Below are 19,154 nucleotides of genomic sequence, written 5' to 3'. Positions count from 1 at the left end.
TACATAAGTGGGTTTTCTATTTAATATGTTGAAAAGTAGCATTAATTTATCGCCGCATTGAATAAAAATAAAATCATCAATGATCCTGTATACGGGTTTGTTGCCATTCCTACTGGGTTGGTCTTTGACCTTGTACAACATCCCTATTTTCAGCGACTTCGCTATGTTAAGCAGGTGAGTATGACTCATTTGGTCTATCCAGGGGCGTTACATACACGATTTCAGCACGCTATAGGTGCTATGCATTTGATGTCGATGGCATTGGAGACGCTTAGAAGTAAAGGGGTAGAGATCTCTGAAAAGGAAGAAGAAGCTGTCTTAGCTGCAATTTTGCTACACGATATCGGTCACGGTCCTTTTTCCCATTCGCTGGAACATAGTTTGATTGCAGGCGTTTCGCATGAATTACTTTCCTCTTTGTTGATGGATCGGATGGATCAGGACTTGGGGGGGAGATTAAGTATGGCGATTGATATCTTTAATAATAAATACGCTCGAAAATTTCTCCATCAGCTTGTTTCTAGCCAATTGGATGTAGACCGGATGGATTATCTGAATAGAGACAGCTTTTTTACGGGTGTTTCTGAAGGAGTAATTTCATTTGACCGCATTATTAAGATGTTGAATGTAGTGAATGACGAGATTGTAGTTGAATATAAAGGACTTTATTCTGTGGAAAAATTTATTATTGCGCGGAGACTGATGTATTGGCAAGTGTATTTACATAAAACAGTTATAGGAGCGGAGCAATTATTGATTAAAATTTTACAAAGAGCAAAATATTTAACAGCATCTGGAGTAGCACTCTTTTCTACTCCAGCATTCCATTGGTTTTTGAGTCAGGAGATTGACCGAACAAATTTTATGGCTGACCCGTTGCATTTGGACTGGTTTACTCGTTTAGATGATACGGATATTATGTCAGCGATAAAAACATGGGAGCTGCATGAGGATAAGATTTTGAGTAAAATGTGTCAGCGAATAATGAAAAGAGACCTGTATCGTTCAGTTATGAGCAATAAACCCTTTCCCTCACATTATATCGAATTGGTAAAAGCCAAAGTACGGGAGTCCTTGGGTGTAAAGGAAGAGGATATTCATTATTATGTGTTTACACAGGAAATTCATAATCGCGCATATAATCCTTCCAATGATCAAATCAAGATATTATTGAAGTCGGGAGAACTTATTGATATTACTGAAGCGTCGGATCTTGGAAATTTAGAAGCGTTGTCAAAAAATGTGTCCAAATATGCATTATGTTATCCGAAAGAGGTAGGATATATTGCAATTCCTTCCATCGGATAGTTATTTTTTAATAAAAAAACATAGATTTGTACCATGCAATTTACTGCTCAACAAATAGGGACATTATTAGAAGGAAGGATTGAAGGGAATCCTGAAGTTACTGTAGGTAACCTTGCCAAAATTGAGGAAGGTAAAAAAGGCGATCTTTCTTTTTTGTCAAATCCAAAATATGAGCATTTTATTTATACTACTGATGCATCGATAGTCATTGTGAATGAAGATTTGCAATTGATGCAAGCGACCAAACCCACACTGACGATTATTCGCGTTAAGAATGCCTATGCGGCTTTCTCTACCATATTGAATATGTATAATGAGTTTCGTCTTGACAAAAGTGGACGTGAAGAACCCTATTTTATACATCCTGAGGCGACAATAGGAGCTGGCGGCTATATTGGAGCGTTTGTTTATATCGGTAAAGGAGCTACGATCGGCGATAATGTGAAGATCTATCCACAGGTTTTTATAGGAGATAAAGTTACGATTGATGATAATACGACCCTCTATCCAGGAGTAAAGATCTACCATGATTGCAAGGTAGGCAAGAACGTTGTTGTTCATTCAGGTGTCGTTATTGGCTCTGATGGTTTTGGTTTTGCCCCTCAGGAAGACGGTTCTTATAAGAAGGTTCCACAAATAGGTTATGTTCAAATAGAGGACAATGTCGAGATTGGCGCGAATACTGTGATCGATAGAGCTACTATGGGAGCGACTATTGTGCGTGATGGTGTCAAATTGGATAATCTGATTCAGATAGCACATAACGTTGATATTGGTAAAAATACAGTAATTGCTGCGCAGACGGGGATTTCTGGGAGTGCAAAAATTGGAGAACGAGTGGTGTTAGGAGGACAGGTGGGTGTCGTAGGGCATATTGTCGTGGCTAAAGGCTCTCAAATACAAGCTCAATCGGGTGTTAATCGGTCAATTAAAGACGAAGGGAAAAAATGGGGTGGCACACCAGTGATGCCGTATCAGCCTCAGCTGCGATCAAATGTCATATTTGCCCGCCTTCCAGAGTTGGAGAAACGCATCCAAGAGCTAGAAAAATTAATAGAATCAAAGTTAAAATAATCTTTTTTCATTGAAATAAACTGTTATCTAATTGTAATGAAGTTATCATGAGTAGTCCAGCTTGCTGCTATTTCGATATAAATATTATAATCTCATGATGGTTTTGTCAAAAGAAGTTTTGATTTAAAAATATGTTATTAGAAATGAATGTGAAACAGAGAACCATCAAAAACGAGGTTGAAATTTCGGGGGTAGGTCTTCATACAGGAAAAATTGTATCGATGACGATCAAACCAGCTCCGGAAAATCACTGGTTTAAGTTCAGACGTGTAGATTTAGACGGTCAACCTGAGGTTTTGGTTGATGCAGATAACGTTACAGACACTTCCAGGGGAACCACTATTTCTCAAAATGGAGCAAGTGTTAGTACAATCGAACATTTAATGGCATCATTAATTGGTCTTCAAATCGACAATGTTCTGATTGATATTGATGGTCCTGAAATTCCAATATTGGATGGGAGTTCAGCAATTTTTGTGAAATTGTTGGAAGAAGCGGGGTTTGAAGAACAAGATGCGGACAGAGATTATTATGAAATCTCTAGCAATATTCATTATGCAGAGCCAGAACGTAAAGTTGAGATACTGGGAATGCCTATGGATGATTATCGTTTGACTTGTATGATTGATTTCAATTCACCTGTTTTGGGTAGTCAACATGCTGCGATTACTTCTATAGAAGATTTTAAAGCAGAAATAGCGTCTTCACGTACGTTTTGTTTTCTACACGAATTAGAGATGTTAGTCGATCACGGACTCATCAAGGGAGGGGATCTAAGCAATGCAATTGTTATTGTTGATAAAGAAACTTCTCCTGAGGAATTGCAGAAACTTGCGCATCTTTTTCATAACGATACAGTTGCCGTTGCAAAAGAAGGTATTCTGAATAATATTCAGTTGCGTCATCAGAATGAGCCAGCCCGACATAAACTGTTGGATATGGTTGGTGATTTGGCACTTGTAGGTCGACCTCTGAAAGGCCATATTATGGCTGCTCGTCCGGGGCATGCTGCAAATGTTGCCTTTGCAAAGAAAATCAAAGAGCAGATTAAGAAAGATAAAACACGTAAAAAAATAAAAGTTTACGATCCAAATATGCCAGCGTTGTATGATACTGTGGAGATTATGAAAATCCTTCCACATCGTCAGCCAATGCTCATGGTCGATAAGATTTTAGAATTAACCGAGACACATGTTGTGGGGTTAAAGAATGTGACCATGAATGAAGACTTATTTATGGGACATTTTCCTGGAGCTCCATTATTCCCCGGTGTATTGCAAGTTGAAGCAATGGCGCAGACTGGTGGTATCTTGGTCCTAAAGACTGTTCCAGATCCTGAAAACTGGTTAACCTTATTTCTCAAAATTGAGAATGCACGTTTTAAAGCACAAGTAACCCCAGGGGACTGTGTTATTTTTAGATGTGATCTCATGGAGCCGATCCGGAGAGGTATTGCTAAAATGAAAGGTGTGGCCATGGTGGGAGAGAAAATTGTCTGCGAGGCAGAACTTATGGCACAGATCGTAAGAGTAAATAACAACTAAAGAAGTATAGATGATACAGCCATTAGCTTATATTCATCCAGAAGCAAAGATTGCTAAAAATGTGGTCATTGAACCATTTGTAACCATTTACAAGGACGTTGTCATTGGAGAAGGTACTTGGATTGGTTCAAACGTGACCATTATGGATGGAGCTCGAATTGGAAAGAACTGTAAGATATATCCCGGTGCCGTGATTTCTGGTGAACCTCAAGACTTAAAATTTGATGGCGAGATTACAACAGCAGAAATTGGAGATAATACAACGATTCGTGAATGTGTAACAATCAATAGAGGAACCAAGGACCGTTATAAAACTGTCATCGGTAAAAACTGTTTGATTCAAGCTTACAGCCACGTTGCACACGATTGTGAAGTGGGTGATAATTGTGTTTTTTCGAATAATAGTACCCTTGCCGGACATATCACAGTCGGGGATTATGTTGTTTTAGCAGGAATGGTTGCAGTACATCAATTTGTGAAAATTGGTTCGCATGCATTCGTCACAGGAGGTTCTTTGGTGCGGAAAGATATTCCTCCATTTGTAAAAGCAGCCCGTGAGCCGATTTCATATGCAGGAATTAACTCTGTGGGATTGCGGAGAAGAGGTTTTTCGGAAGAACAGATAGCTGAAATTCAAAATCTTTACCGTATTCTATTTGTTCAGAACCGAAATCTTGCTAAAGCAATAGAAATTATTGAAGCTGAATATCAAGCAACAGAGATCCGTGATGAAATTTTGGATTTCATTCGGAACTCCGGAAGAGGTATCATGAAGGGATTCAACAATAGAGCGATGTAATAGCATTACTGATTTTTATAGCTTTGGAAATAACATTAAAGGATATTGGTCGAAGATATAACAGCGAATGGATTTTCAGGCATATTAACTATCGTTTTGAATCCGGAAAGAGCTATGCTGTCCTCGGACAGAATGGTTCTGGAAAATCCACCTTGTTGAAGGTTCTTTCTGGGAGCTTGTCATCTTCTGAAGGTGAATTGGTTTATACGAATGGGGAGAGCATCATTGGTATTGATCAGGTTTACCAACAATTGTCTATCGCTGCACCATATATAGAATTGATTGAAGAATTTACCTTGCGTGAGCTGTTCGATTTTCATTTTCAATTTAAAAGTTATCTTCGGGGTTTTGATAAAGAAAGTGTTTTAAATTTATTAGGGTTGGAAAGTGCTCTGGACAAAGAAATAAAGCATTTTTCATCAGGAATGCGTCAGCGGGTTAAACTGGTACTGGCATGTTGCTCTAATTCAAATTTAGTATTGTTGGACGAGCCAACAAGTAATCTGGATAGCGCAGGAGAGGAATGGTATCTGAATTTAATAGCGCGTACCAAGCTCGATTTTAGATTGTTTATTATCTGTTCAAATCAAAAAAAAGAATACGGATTTTGTGACGAAACAATTTCTATCGTCGACTTCAAAAAGTAGCGAATGAAATTTTTATAAAACAATTAGTTTTTGTATTTTTGACGACTCAATAATGAGATAACCGTTTAAAGTTCAATTCAAAGAATGGCTAAGGCATCAGAGGTAAAATCAGGAAATATTTTAAGATTTAACGGAGAGTTAGTCTCTGTAGAAGAATATATACACCGTACACCAGGTAATTTGCGCGCTTTTTATCAAGCAAGAATGCGTAACGTGAAGACTGGGAAATTAGTTGAATATCGTTTTAGAGTTGATGAGAGTGTGGAGATTGCGCGTGTTGAAACGAGTGATTACCAATACTTATACGAGGATGGCGAATTTTTCGTCGTGATGGACAACAACACATACGAGCAATTCAATATTCCTAAGTTTTTATTTGGTGATTCAGCGCGTTTCCTGAAAGAAGGAATGACTGTCATTATTGCTTTTGAAAGTGATGAGCCTATTATGGCAGAAGCACCGAAAAGTGTTGAATTGGAAATCACATATACGGAGCCAGCAGTGAAGGGAGATACTTCTACAAACGCTTTGAAAAAAGCTACTGTAGAAACAGGGGTAGAGATTATGGTGCCTTTATTCATTAACCAGGGAGAGAAAGTAAGAGTCGATACGCAAACAGGTAACTATATCGAACGCGTAAAGTAATATAAGATTTTAGGTTTAGGTTGATTATTCGGTCTTGATAGCGCTCGCTACAAGGCCGTTTTTTTTTGCCTGCTTCCGTCTATTTGCAGTTTCATTATCGAAAATTAGATCATTCATTTACTGGATGCGTTTCAGCTGAATGATGGAATAAAAAAATTATCTTTAAGCATGAAATCTAAAAAGGAATTAAGACAGGAGTTTAAGATGAAAAGATGCCAACTTTCCAAAGAAGATGAGGAAAGTCTTAACCATAAATTACTGTTGCAATTTCAAAAAATAGATCTAACAAAGGTTAGCTATATGCATGTTTTTCTTCCAATCCAAAAATATCATGAACCCGATACCTATCCCATCATAAATTATGTGAAGGAATTTTTTCCGAAGATCATCTTGGTCGTATCTCGCTCAAACTTTTCGGACTATTCTATGCAACACTATATCCTTGATCATCAAACGATTTTCGAGACGAATGAGTGGGGAATTCCGGAGCCTGTTTCAGGAATAGAAGTACGCCCTTCAGTTATTGATTTTATTCTAGTTCCTTTATTGGCGTTTGATGTTGATGGTCATCGCGTCGGTTATGGGAAAGGATTTTATGATCGTTTTTTTTCACTTTGTACGTTAGAAACCCAACGTGTAGGACTATCTTTTTTTGATCCAATCGGACGAATCGCTGATCGAAATGAACACGATGTTGTATTGACTAAAGCGATTACGCCAAATCGCATTTATAGTTTTAGTTCACATGGGCATGATACATCTTTCTAAAGATATTTAAGATGTCCGGAATCCCAGTTTAATGATTTATTTTATCGGATCAGCGTATTTCTCTTTTATCTGTATGTTGATTTTAATGTATGCTGATTTAATTAAAATTATTTTTTATTTTTAGTGAGAAATTCGATTTCTATGCCGTTATGCTGAGATTTTTTATTATACTTTTTTTTATAACGATAATTCCCAGTCGCGCTGTTTTTGGAATGGATATCATGGATTCTAATTCTTCTGCGGAAGAAAAGAACTTTTATGAGACAATTATCCGGGAATCACAGAAGTATCAGACTTCTAGTTCGGCATTGAGCATATACCTAACCCCATATTTTAATCAGGCTATTCGGAAAAATGACAATGCATTGCTCGCGATTTATTATTGCTTGTTAGCGGATCAATCTTTTGACAGTGAAGGTGGAAGAAATAGCTTTAGTGACAAATACTACCTAAAGGCACTCGACCTGGAAAAGGAGTATAATTATCAGAATGTCAAAGCTTGGGTAAAGGTGATGTACGGTTTTTATCTGTACAGATGTCTAAAAGCTTCTGAGGCACTTCCTCTGCTATTGGAGGGTGAAAAGGGCATAGAGGATATACCAAAGGATCTGGTGTTAGATCTGACACAAACATACAAAAAGCTTGGTTATTTCTTCGGCACTTTGGGCGACTATAGAACGGGAATTAAGTATTTGGAACTCGGCCAACAGCAAGAAGGTATCTCTCCAAAACTGAAAGCCGAGATTTTGGATAACCTTGGCTTATTGACTTTAAAAAGTGGTGGGGATACAGTGCAGGCGATGAAAAATTTTGAGATTGCCCAAAATCTGGCGCTTTCGGAGAAGGATTCTCTTCGCTATGCAAAGACTTTGGGTAATCAGGCACGGATCTACGAAGGAATGAAAGATTATCAGAAGGCATTGTCACTTTTAGATAAAGATCTGGAAATCTCGAAATCTCTGGGTAATAATAAAAATACCATTTTCGCTTTGATGATGCGGATTCGTTTGTGTATTTCTATAGGAGCAAATCGCGAAGTCCGTCAAATGATCAAGGAAACCGAACATCTATTGGAAGGAGCCGATGACAAAAAGACGATATTGGAGCTTGAGGGGCATAAGTTGAATCTTGCTGTTCAAAATGGTGACTTGAAGCAAGAACTAAATGCACGCCGGCGTATCGAACAACTCCAAGATTCATTGCGATTTCTGGATGGAGATCCCGTGTTGTCGCAATTGAAATTTATGGCTGACAAGCAAAAATATGCTGATAAACTATCTTTGGCTCAGGCGCTCATCAAAAAGAAACGTGCTGAAACGAGATTGTGGGTGACATTGAGTTTGTTTGTATTGGTATTATCCTTTTTTATTTATAATGCATTTCGATATCGTTCACGCAAGCGTATGCGGGAATATGAGTATCAGTTGTTGAATCTCAAGTACACCAAAGCCGAATTGGACAAGGAATTGATGAGTTCCAAAAGTCAGCTAGAGGAGTATATGGTATATCTCAAGCGTAATAATGAACAGATAGATCTTCTTTCTTCTATGCTTGATGAAATGGGGGAGAGACCTGTCAAAGACCGGGATGAACTTAAAACACTTTTGCAGTCTCATCTTATCACGGATGAGAAATGGCAGGAATTTAAGCTTCTGCTTGCTAAGGAGTTTCCGAACTTATTGCAAAATATTCAGGCTAAATTTCCAGATATTACCGAATCTAATCTGAGGGTGATTGTGCTTATGAAAATGGGCTTAAATAATAGAGAAGTTGCCAATGTTTTGGGCGTTACTCCTGATGCTATTAAAAAATCAATGCAACGTTTGAAAAAGAAACTTGGTGGACAGGCCGGTATATTGATGGAATATATTTCTGATAAGGAACTTGTCTAAAGGGGAATTTCTTATTCATCTCAACATTAAGAATGCTTTGCTGAAAGATCGTGATGCTTGTTTTCGCTTTTTATTACGTAATGATCCTACCAATGGCAGTCGAATCGAGCTGGGTGCCGGTTTTTCCAAAAAAGTAATGCATCGATATCAAGCACATATTTTGTCAAGTTGCTTCTTGGGGATGTCTACTGTCACCCTTCGGCTGGCAAAGGGATCTGATGGGGACCAAGTTAAGACCATGTTATTACCGAGTTCGACCTGTAAGCAGTTTGAGTGCACAGTGAGTCCACCTTGAGTCCACCTTTTACGGTGCTTTCACTGTGCCTGCATGTTTTTTACAAGTCGGGAGCGGGACGAGCATGGAGCGAACTTGTCCATAAGCTATTTACAACAAAGTCCCTTGAAAATTGCAAGATTTACAATTGTCATTTTACTCAAATTTGGAATTGTCCAAAAATCAACAAGATGCTTGATAACAGGGTTTTACTGTGGTGCCTTTAGGTATAGGAATAGATGATAATGGATTTATCAAACAACTAACACGGTTCTTCGTGTAAATTTTTCAACAAAAATAAACTGATTTTACCCAGCCTTGTTTCTTCAGAAACAAGGCGTAGCCTTTGCAAAAAGAGAAAGGATGCAAACAATCCAATCCACTATTATCAAAAAAATGACCGTCTCAATTCTTAAGACGGTCATATGAAGTGAAAAATTATAATGCTTTCTTGAGCTCAACGAGCTCCTATTTAATCCAAAGGATTTTCTTTCAGATTTTTTTCCCATGCCCATGCGGAGGCCATCATCTCATCGATGCCCAATGCAGCTTTCCAGTGCAATTGATCTGCCGATTTGGTCACGTCACCATATACTTTGATGATATCACCATCCCGACGTGGGCCAATTTCATAATTCAATTTTTGACCAGAAGCTTTCTCAAATGCTTTGATGGCTTCAAGTACCGAATAGCCGTTACCGGTTCCTACATTGAATACATCATATCGACCATTAGGGTTTCCTTTTTCCAATAATTTGATTGCAGCAACGTGTGCCTTTGCTAAATCGACCACGTGAATATAATCACGTACACAAGAACCATCAGGTGTGTCATAATCGTCTCCAAATACCATTAGTTTTTCTCTTTTTCCGATAGCGGTCTGCGTAATGAATGGTAATAAGTTTTGAGGTACACCATTTGGCAATTCGCCTATCAATGCAGACCCATGCGCACCTACTGGATTGAAGTAACGCAGGGCGATAATGTTATAGTTATCGTATGCAGTAGCTGTTTCTTCAAGAATCTCTTCGGCGATTTGTTTTGTATTTCCGTAAGGTGAAGTTGCTTTTTTTACAGGAGCACTTTCATTGACAGGAAGATAGTCTGGTTCGCCGTAAACTGTACAGCTTGAAGAGAATACAAAATTAATCGGTTTATTCCGATAAGACTCCAAGATGTTGATCAAGGAGAAGAAATTATTGTGATAGTATTTTAAAGGATTTTGAACTGACTCACCTACAGCTTTGGATGCCGCAAAATGAATAATCCCAGAGATATCGCTGTTATTTTTCACAAATTCATTTACCTTATTGGCATCACAAAGATCGAATTGATGAAATTCGGGTTTAATCCCGATGATTTTCTCTATTTGATCCAATATCTTGATATTTGAATTGGAAAGATCATCAACGATTACAGGAATATATCCTGCCTGATGTAGTTCGACAACTGTGTGAGAACCAATATAGCCTGTTCCGCCTGTGACTAATATTTTTTTGCTCATTATTTTTGATTATAGTATGTAAAGTCTTTATGTAATAAAGTTTCCAAAGGAATCTTTCTGTAAAAATCTATGGTTTTTTCTAAGCCTAATTTTCGGTCTATTTTGGGCTGCCAATTCAATTTTGTCTTCGCTAGACCAATATCCGGTTTACGTTGTTTAGGGTCGTCTATGGGCAATGGTTTATGGCTGATCATACTTGAGCTGCCTGTTAGTGCTATAATCTCCTGCGCCAGCTGTAATAGTGATATTTCGTCGGGGTTGCCTATGTTTATGGGTTGTATACAATCTGAATGCAACAATCTATAAATGCCTTCGATTTGATCATCAATATAACAGAATGACCGTGTTTGTGAACCATCACCAAAAAGGGTGATGGCTTCGCCTCGAATAGCTTGGGCTATAAACGTTGGGATGGCACGTCCGTCATTTAGACGCATTCTGGAACCAAAGGTGTTAAATATTCTTACGATACGTGTGTCCAGCCCATGCGCATTATGATAGGCCATCGTAATTGCCTCCTGGAATCTTTTGGCCTCATCATATACCCCTCTGGGGCCGACAGGATTTACATTGCCCCAATAATCTTCTGACTGTGGTGAGACCAAAGGGTCGCCATAGACTTCTGAGGTCGATGCTACTAATATCCGGGCTTGTTTTGCCCTAGCCAAGCCAAGGAGATTATGCGTACCTAAGGAGCCGACTTTGAGTGTCTGAATCGGGATTTTGAGGTAATCAACAGGACTGGCAGGAGACGCGAAATGGAGGATATAATCCAAATGTCCCGGAATATGCACAAATTTTGAAACATCGTGATGATAAAAGTCGAAATTCTCCAGCTTAAATAAATGTGCGATATTCTGTAGGTCTCCAGTGATCAGGTTATCCATTCCGATAACATCGTAGTCTTCGGCAATAAAGCGATCGCAAAGGTGGGAACCAAGGAAGCCTGCTGCTCCAGTGATCAAAATCCGTTTGCGATGTTTATTTTCCACTCAATGGTTCCTTATTAATGAAATGGGTTTGATATCTTTGACTAAGATAAACATTATTTTAACAACATGCGTTTGCTTTATTCAATTGGAATCTTTCTTTATGGACTCTTATTGCGTATTTTGGCCCCTTTTCATACCAAAGCGCGCCTTATGGTAACAGGGCGAAAAGACTGGTATTTGCGGATGAAACAATCGGTTGACTCTAGCCAAAAACATATCTGGTTTCACTTCGCTTCATTGGGCGAATTTGAGCAGGGAAGACCTGTTTTAGAAGCCGTAAAAAATAATTATTTGGACCATAAAATAATTGTAACATTTTATTCTCCTTCTGGCTATGAGATCAGAAAGAATACCAATCTGGCGGATCATGTTTTCTATTTACCTTATGACACTGCTCAGAATGCAAAGCTTTTTTTAGACCTGATCAATCCCTCATTTGCAGTCTTTACAAAATATGAATATTGGTATTATTATTTTGAAGGCTTACACAGCAGGTCTATTCCATTATTTCTTGTTTCGGCAATTTTTAGACCAGAACAGATTTTCTTTCAGGCCTATGGTACCTTTTTTCTGAAAATTCTGGGCTTTGTGACTTATTTTTTTGTTCAGAATGAGGAAAGCGTAGGTTTGTTAAAAGAATATGGAATCCGAAATGCGGGATTAGCAGGTGATACACGTTTTGATCGTGTGATTGACCTTCCTAAGGTTCGAAAAGAAATACCGTTGATAGCGGATTTTGTGGGAACGGCTCCTGTTTTGGTGGCTGGAAGTACCTGGCCTGAGGATGAAAAATTATTGAAAGAGCTGTTCCAGCAGTTTCCAGAATATAAGCTGATCTTAGCGCCACATGAGATCAATGAGGCCCACATTGTCAGTATATTAAATCTGTGGCCTGAAGCGCTTCGTTTTTCAAAAATGGCGGAATATGAGGCGGTAACTTTAACGGAAGCAAAAGTATTGATCATAGACAATATTGGACTCTTGTCTTCTTTGTATTGTTATGGTCAGGTCGCTTATATCGGCGGCGGATTTGGTTTGGGAATACATAATACGCTCGAAGCGGCAACCTATGGAATGCCTGTGCTGTTTGGTCCCAATTTTAAGAAATTCCAAGAAGCGAAAGATCTGATTGAACAGGGGGGAGGTTTTTCATTTGCTGATAGTAAGGGGCTTATGGATGCCTTTGGACGATTGCAGGATCAATCAAAACGTGTAGAAGCAGCGAAATCCGCCCGTCAATATGTACAGCAAAAAGCGGGAGCAACACCCATTATCATGAAATATTTGAAGAATGCCAACTTATAAAATATAAAGAAAGCTGCTCCAAAGTTAAAAGCAAACTAGCCGAGAATTGAATAGCTGAAAAAGAGACGCTAAGAGTAGACGAACAAAATTAAAGAAAAATAGGATATCAGATCATTTTGGATACCCTATTTTAATATTGAAAATTGGATTCTAATAGTAGGTATATCTTCTTACACCCGCAATATGCCGCGATAAACGCATAACTTGATGGGAATAACCATACTCATTATCATACCATACATAGAGTACAATATTTTTACCATCAGCTGAAACAATGGTTGCTGGTCCATCAATGACAGCGGCTGCTGTTGTACCTATAATATCGGTAGAGACAAGCTCATCATTGCTTGAGAATTTAATCTGTTCGACAAGATTGCCTTCCAATGCACTCGTTTTTAAGAGTGCGTTTATTTGTTCCCAAGATATGGCTGATGTCAATTCTAAATTTAATATGGCTAAAGACCCATTAGGGACAGGTACCCGGATTGCGTTGGAGGTGAGTTTGCCTGTTAATGGCGGGAGGACTTTTGAAACAGCACTTCCAGCCCCAGTCTCCGTAATGACCATGTTTAACGCTGCAGCACGACCTCTTCTGGATTTTTTGTGCATATTATCTACCAGATTTTGATCATTCGTATAGGAATGGATAGTTTCTATATGACCTTTCAGGATACCTATTTTCTCTTCGAGGACGGCCAAAACTGGCGCAATAGCATTTGTGGTACAGGAGGCTGCTGAAAAAATAGCATGTTCTTCCAGATCTATCGTGTTTTCGTTTACACCATAAACAATGTTGGGTACCCCTTTGCCAGGTGTTGTCAACAATACTTGCGAAGCGCCTTTAGAGGCTAAATGGCGGGCAAGTTCTTTTTCATCACGAAAGGCACCTGTATTATCAATAACCAAAGCATTATTGATGTCGTATGTTGTATAATCAATATCTTCAGGTTGCTTAGCGGAGATAACGCTGACTGTGATCCCATTAATAATCAGCGCATTTTTTTCATGATCGGTATAAACCTCACCCTCAAATTCCCCATGTATGGAGTCACTTTTCAAAAGAGCAGCCCTTTTAAGCAATGATTTGGCATCGTTAGGGTCCCTAGTGACTATTGCGCGTAGACGAAGTTGCTTGCCAGAACCCGATTTATTAATGAGTTCGCGTGCGAGTAGACGGCCAATACGACCGAAACCATAGAGTACAACATCACGGGGTGTTAATTCCTGCCACTCGGTGATTCCCTCTAATTCATTGAAAATAAAAGAAGACAAATCCTCCGCATTGATCTGGTCGTTTGTGGCTTTAGTTGCAAGTTTACCGATATCAATTCGAGCGGGAGCTAGATTTGATTTTTCCAATACACGAGCAACATTCAATAGATCAAATATGGTCAGTATATTGCCGGAAAGGATAGTACTTTCCCGGAGGTGGTTGAGAATCACACTTACTTTTTCATCAACCAGCTGCTCTCTGAACAGAACGAGCTCAATGGCCTGGTTATACCAAAGATTACTAATGATTTGAATCAGTTCAATAGCTGCATTTTGCTGTTCTCTGTAACTTTTGATTTCTAGATCAAAAGAAGGACTATGTAACATAATATTTTTATAATAGATTATGTTGCAAACATAGTACAAACAAAACTAAAAAAGCGATTTGATTTTCATTTTCGTAATTATTTAAATTAAAAGACGCTTACTATTGTTGTTTTGATAATTTTATTGGCTGTTTTATTGTTAATTTTCAATAATAAATAATTCGGACATGATATGGTCTGCCATTAATTTACCAGAATCTGTTAATTTTAATTTATTATTGTCTAAAATTAATTGCTGCTGCTCGAGAAATGGTGCGGCATCTTCTATTATCTTGCTTTTAACAGTGTAATCAAAATTCTTTTCTAACAGTTCCAGATCAAGCCCCCACATGGTGCGAAGTGAGGTCATAATACACTCATTAATCTGATCGCGTACAGATAGATGCTCGATTTCTAAAGGGAGCTGGTTGGTTTGTATCGAGCCGATATACTTGGCGTTATGGGCAATATTCCAAGATCTGGAATGGCCATTGAATGAATGGGCAGATGGACCGATGCCAAGATAATGCTTGCCTTTCCAATAATTTGTATTGTGACGTGCATATAAACCATTTTTAGCAAAATTGGAAATTTCATATTGTTCATAGCCCGCACCTTTCAATGTTTCGATCAGCAGATTCATCTGATCGGCTGCCTGATCTGAATCAATGGCAGGACTCATGCCCTTCTTGATAAAATGATCTAGTGCTGTTTTGGCTTCAACGGTCATTGAATAAGACGAAATATGGGGGATTGCATAATCGATCAGTTGTTGCATATTGTAGCGCCATTTTTCATCGGTCAACAGGGGGTAGCCATAAATAAGATCACAGGTGATATTCTCAAATCCTGCATCTTGTACACGCATGATTGCTGCGGATGCTTCCTGTCTGGTATGCGCCCGATTCATCCATTTCAGATCTTCCTCGAAAAAAGACTGTACTCCTATACTGAACCTATTCACGGAAGTTGATCTTAATGCATTCACTTTTGCAGCACTGAGGTCATCTGGATTAGCTTCCAACGTAATTTCAGCATGATTACTGATGTCAAATTGTTTGGCAACAGCATCAATGATCCTTGAGATTTCGTCCGCCTCCAATAGTGAGGGCGTCCCACCACCAAAATAGATGGATTCAACTTTTCTGTCTTCCAAATAGGGAGACCTAAGTTCTATTTCTCGCAAAAGGGCGTTAACCATTTCGGTCTTGTATTGTAGTGAAGTACTAAAATGGAAATCACAATAATGACAAGCCTGTTTGCAGAATGGGATATGGATGTAAATCATGGCTACAAATATACCAACACTGGACCAACTTCGGAGTTTATTCACATTTTTTCTTCCACTTGGGAAGTCGTTCTCCCTATCCTTTTGGATGTTTTATATTGGCGAGCAAAACCCCGTGTTATGTCACGTCGATGTTGAATGGGGTTATTTTTAGAAATAGTCTTTTAAAAATAGGAGATAAAGAGTTTGACAACAAAGGAGTTATTTTCTATCTTGATGATCAGATTCATTTTATATAATCAAAAAACCAATCTTATGAAAATATCTTCCCGTCGTGACTTTCTGAAAAATGTCATTGGTGCATCGAGTATGCTACTGCTTTCACAGCAAGGATTTGCTGTGGATAATCAGTATGAAGAAGCATTTATCGATAAGTTGCTCCCAGCACCAAAAGGAGGTGGATTTGCGATGGCGGATTATTGGATATGGGATCCTTCAGTGATTAAGGGGGAAGATGGTAGATATCATATGTTTGCTTCACGCTGGAGCAAAAAATATGGCTTTGGTAATTGGGTGACTAATTCCGAAGTGGTGCGTGCGATTGCTGATACACCAGAGGGGCCTTATGAATTTGTAGAAGTGGTATTGCCTGCCCGTGGGAAAAAGTATTTTGATGGTTGTACAACTCACAATCCTCGGATCGTTAAAAACGGTGACTATTATGTGCTTTATTATTTTGGAAACAATTATGACGAGCCCAATCCTAGTTATTCCGAGAATGTTTGGGAATCGGGACTGGGGCAGAAAGCCTGGATGCATAAACGTATCGGGATGGCCTATTCAAAGTCGATATCAGGTCCTTGGAAGCGCGTCGATCAGCCCATTTTGAATCCGAGGCAGGGTGAATGGGATACTTCCATAACATCCAATCCTTCTCCGGTTGTTTTGCCAGATGGAAAGGTATATCTGATCTATAAATCATCACCTGTGAATTATAATCCCCCTTTGCTATTGGGGGCAGCGCAAGCTGATTCGTTCTTGGGGCCATATCATCGTTTGTCTGATAAACCTATTTTTTCTTTCCATACCGATCAAAATCATGAAAATGATGTAGAAGATCCTTTCGTATGGCATAATGGTCAGCATTTTGAATTGATTATGAAAGATCGCTATGGCAAAATCTGTGGGGAAGAGGGGGGCGGTATCCATGCATATTCGAAAGATGGAATCGATTGGCATCTGTCAAAAGCCGTCAAAGCCTATTCCAAGACGATCCGTTGGAATGATGGTACTGTCAGTCATCAAGCCAATTTTGAACGGCCGTTTTTACTATTTGAAAATGGAAAACCGACACATCTTTTTGCGGCTACAGGAGATGGATCCGAGTCTTATCAATTTGAACGGACCTGGAATATGGTTATTCCGTTGAAGGGATAGTATATAGGATAACAACGCGCCCTTCAACTGAGGCAGACTAAAAAAATAAGCCCCAATAAATTCCGATTTATTGGGGCTTATGCGTACCTCGAAAGCAGATTATTATAGCAATCTGCTCTAATGTTTACTTTCGATATTTGGATTAGCGTGTAAGGCTATTGTTTGCTGATTCCACATCCGCAAGTCGCAGCGATGGATCTATTGTGATTGTTTTTGGTGCCTTATTGACTGAAATTTTATATTCAGGGTTCGTCCAGAACCAATCCTTTAGTACAGTGCGTTTTATATCCTTATAGATCTCAAAGTTTTCCTCCGGTTTTTCACCGCGCATTTCACGTAAAGGAATGTAAAATAGTTCTTTGCTTCCATCTTGATATTCTACAAGTATATCGAGTGGCATCGCAAAGTTTGATTTATTGAGCAGTTGAATTTCTGAGTCAGTTACATGGCCAATTGCATAATCAATTTGGCGTGTCGTATTGATGAACAAATTGAAATACCATTTTAGGTTTATTCCGGATACATCCTCTGCAACACGCTTGAAATCATTAGGTGTAGGATGTTTGAATTTCCAGATGTCGTAGAATTTCAAAAATGTTTTCTCTAGATTTTCCTGACCGATAATGTAGCCTAATTGTTCCGCTAACACAGCACCCTTATTGTAAGCTTCATTACTATACCCATAATTCGTGTTGTAATAATCCGCAAGCAGACTCATCGGCTCTTCCTTGCCTGAAAGCGCTAATTTATAATAAGCCCGATAGGCATCGATAAGTGGATTGGATGCAATGGCTCCTCGTTTTTCGAAGAGATGCTGCATCGCCAATTCTTCCACATAGGAAGTAAATCCTTCGTCAAACCACTCATCTACGGTTTCATTAATTCCAAATAAATGTTGGTACCAGGAGTGAGCAGATTCGTGGAAGATAACACCAACAAGGCTTTTCAGATTACGGCCTCCAGTAATTAAGGTTGCTGTTCCATATTCCATACCACCGTCACCGCCTTGGATGATGGTGTAAGTTGGCCATGGGTACGTACCAAACTTAGCACTGCAAAAATCGAAAAATTCGGTAGATAGACCCAGGGCTGATTTCCAATTTGATATAACTTCCTTGTCGGTTGGGAGATAGACCGTATAAACTTTTATTCCATTTTTGCTGGAAGCTGAGTCTACCACAAATTTGGGATCCGCCGCCCATACAAAATCATGGATATTTTGGGCTTTGTAATGCCATGTAGCCTTACCATTGTTGGCTTTTACTTTGGCTTTTGCCTGATAGCCTTTTACCTCATCTGGGTTTTGAAGAACACCTGATGCACCGACAACATAATTCTTGTTGAGGTGTATAGTGACGTCAAAGTTGCCGAAAGGCGCTATAAACTCACGACCGATATATTCATCGAGATGCCAGCCAAATTCATCGAATTGTGCCATCTTCGGATACCATTGTGCCATAGAAAGCGCTACACCTTCTGCCGAATTGCGGCCTGACCTCCGGATCTGTTCAGGTACCTGTGCAGTCCATTCTATATTAAAATTAGCTGTTTCTCCGTCCTGGATCGCAGTGGGTAGGGTGACTTCTAGTATGGTACCATCAATCTTATAGCTTGTATTGACCCCATTCATGCTGAGGCTTTTGATTTTTTGGTAACCGATCTGGTTAGGTTGTAAGGTTTCGATACGGCTTTGCAATATTGGTTTTTCTTTGGTGCCAATATTTGATACCATTCGCTTATCTGGATCGCTGATATTTTTCAACCGGTAATCCATCATTGATCCTGGTTGGAAAGCGTTAAAATATAAATGAAAATAGACTTTTTTTAAGGATTGGCCTGAATTGTTGCTATATTTCAAAGCCATTTTTCCATCATATTGATAAGCTTTTTCATCCACGTTGACATTCATTGTATAGTCAACCTTCTGCTGCCAGAATCCTTTTCTCTGGGCCTTTACTTCCTGTCCCCCAATATTTATGACACATATAAGTGCTAGAAAGGACAATATTTTGATTTTCATGTTCCAAACTTACAAAATTGTCTCAAGAAATGCCGATTAATCAGCCCAATCCAGATAAATGTCATCAAATCTTGACGAAAAGCGATTTGATTATTAATAATTGGCTTGGTTTTGGTTAGAAAATTTATCTATTGAGTTAA

15 protein-coding genes are annotated in these 19,154 nt (G+C 38.9%); 10 read left to right on the top strand and 5 right to left on the bottom strand.

Features of this window, described 5'->3' with window-relative positions:
- The first annotated feature begins 57 nt into the window (after window positions 1-57).
- From AC07UV_RS06110 to AC07UV_RS06075, 8 genes are all read left to right on the top strand, one after another.
- Window positions 58-1,308 (top strand): HD domain-containing protein, encoded by a 1,251-nt coding sequence (locus tag AC07UV_RS06110; protein WP_495183042.1) that lies wholly within the window; start codon window positions 58-60, stop codon window positions 1,306-1,308.
- Between the two features lie 33 nt (window positions 1,309-1,341).
- Window positions 1,342-2,382 (top strand): UDP-3-O-(3-hydroxymyristoyl)glucosamine N-acyltransferase, encoded by a 1,041-nt coding sequence (gene lpxD / locus AC07UV_RS06105; RefSeq protein WP_495183041.1) that lies wholly within the window; start codon window positions 1,342-1,344, stop codon window positions 2,380-2,382.
- A gap of 143 nt (window positions 2,383-2,525) precedes the next feature.
- Window positions 2,526-3,926, top strand: coding sequence for a bifunctional UDP-3-O-[3-hydroxymyristoyl] N-acetylglucosamine deacetylase/3-hydroxyacyl-ACP dehydratase (locus AC07UV_RS06100; RefSeq protein ID WP_259186648.1), 1,401 nt, complete (start codon window positions 2,526-2,528; stop codon window positions 3,924-3,926).
- A 10-nt stretch (window positions 3,927-3,936) separates the two neighbouring features.
- Window positions 3,937-4,725, top strand: a complete 789-nt coding sequence (gene lpxA / locus AC07UV_RS06095) for an acyl-ACP--UDP-N-acetylglucosamine O-acyltransferase (RefSeq protein WP_075990789.1) — start codon at window positions 3,937-3,939, stop codon at window positions 4,723-4,725.
- Between the two features lie 23 nt (window positions 4,726-4,748).
- On the top strand, window positions 4,749-5,372 hold the full coding sequence (locus tag AC07UV_RS06090; protein WP_495183040.1) for an ABC transporter ATP-binding protein: 624 nt from the start codon (window positions 4,749-4,751) through the stop codon (window positions 5,370-5,372).
- Between the two features lie 84 nt (window positions 5,373-5,456).
- On the top strand, window positions 5,457-6,017 hold the full coding sequence (efp, locus tag AC07UV_RS06085) for an elongation factor P (RefSeq protein ID WP_120261848.1): 561 nt from the start codon (window positions 5,457-5,459) through the stop codon (window positions 6,015-6,017).
- A gap of 168 nt (window positions 6,018-6,185) precedes the next feature.
- On the top strand, window positions 6,186-6,785 hold the full coding sequence (locus AC07UV_RS06080; RefSeq protein WP_495183039.1) for a 5-formyltetrahydrofolate cyclo-ligase: 600 nt from the start codon (window positions 6,186-6,188) through the stop codon (window positions 6,783-6,785).
- A gap of 221 nt (window positions 6,786-7,006) precedes the next feature.
- Window positions 7,007-8,677 (top strand): transcriptional regulator, encoded by a 1,671-nt coding sequence (locus AC07UV_RS06075; protein WP_495183038.1) that lies wholly within the window; start codon window positions 7,007-7,009, stop codon window positions 8,675-8,677.
- A gap of 746 nt (window positions 8,678-9,423) precedes the next feature.
- On the opposite strand, the gene galE is transcribed toward AC07UV_RS06075, so the two are convergent.
- Together galE and AC07UV_RS06065 are read right to left on the bottom strand one after the other, a co-directional pair.
- Window positions 9,424-10,455, bottom strand: coding sequence for a UDP-glucose 4-epimerase GalE (galE, locus tag AC07UV_RS06070; protein WP_495183037.1), 1,032 nt, complete (start codon window positions 10,453-10,455; stop codon window positions 9,424-9,426).
- On the bottom strand, window positions 10,455-11,447 hold the full coding sequence (locus AC07UV_RS06065; protein WP_495183036.1) for a UDP-glucuronic acid decarboxylase family protein: 993 nt from the start codon (window positions 11,445-11,447) through the stop codon (window positions 10,455-10,457). Before AC07UV_RS06065 ends, galE begins: the two co-directional genes overlap by 1 nt.
- 66 nt (window positions 11,448-11,513) lie before the next feature.
- Between AC07UV_RS06065 and AC07UV_RS06060 the strand changes: the two genes are divergently transcribed.
- Window positions 11,514-12,752 carry a 3-deoxy-D-manno-octulosonic acid transferase gene (locus tag AC07UV_RS06060; protein ID WP_495183035.1) on the top strand — a complete coding sequence of 413 codons (1,239 nt, stop codon included), beginning with the start codon at window positions 11,514-11,516 and terminating at the stop codon, window positions 12,750-12,752.
- Between the two features lie 150 nt (window positions 12,753-12,902).
- Here AC07UV_RS06060 and AC07UV_RS06055 read toward each other — a convergent pair whose 3' ends face one another.
- Entirely contained in the window at window positions 12,903-14,351 is a 1,449-nt protein-coding gene (locus tag AC07UV_RS06055) for a glyceraldehyde-3-phosphate dehydrogenase (RefSeq protein ID WP_495183034.1), read from the bottom strand.
- A 138-nt stretch (window positions 14,352-14,489) separates the two neighbouring features.
- Complete coding sequence (gene hemW, locus AC07UV_RS06050) at window positions 14,490-15,662, bottom strand: radical SAM family heme chaperone HemW (RefSeq protein ID WP_495183033.1); 1,173 nt, start codon at window positions 15,660-15,662, stop codon at window positions 14,490-14,492.
- A 210-nt stretch (window positions 15,663-15,872) separates the two neighbouring features.
- Here hemW and AC07UV_RS06045 point away from each other — a divergent pair, with 210 nt between their 5' ends.
- Entirely contained in the window at window positions 15,873-16,994 is a 1,122-nt protein-coding gene (locus AC07UV_RS06045; protein ID WP_282250892.1) for a glycoside hydrolase family protein, read from the top strand.
- A gap of 142 nt (window positions 16,995-17,136) precedes the next feature.
- Here the strand turns inward: AC07UV_RS06045 and AC07UV_RS06040 are convergent, their stop codons facing one another.
- Entirely contained in the window at window positions 17,137-19,014 is a 1,878-nt protein-coding gene (locus tag AC07UV_RS06040; protein WP_495183032.1) for a M1 family metallopeptidase, read from the bottom strand.
- Window positions 19,015-19,154: the final 140 nt, after the last annotated feature.

It is taken from the genome of Sphingobacterium sp. GW821-FHT03E03 (genome assembly GCF_059420745.1).
This window is presented reverse-complemented; position numbering and strand designations above follow the sequence as displayed.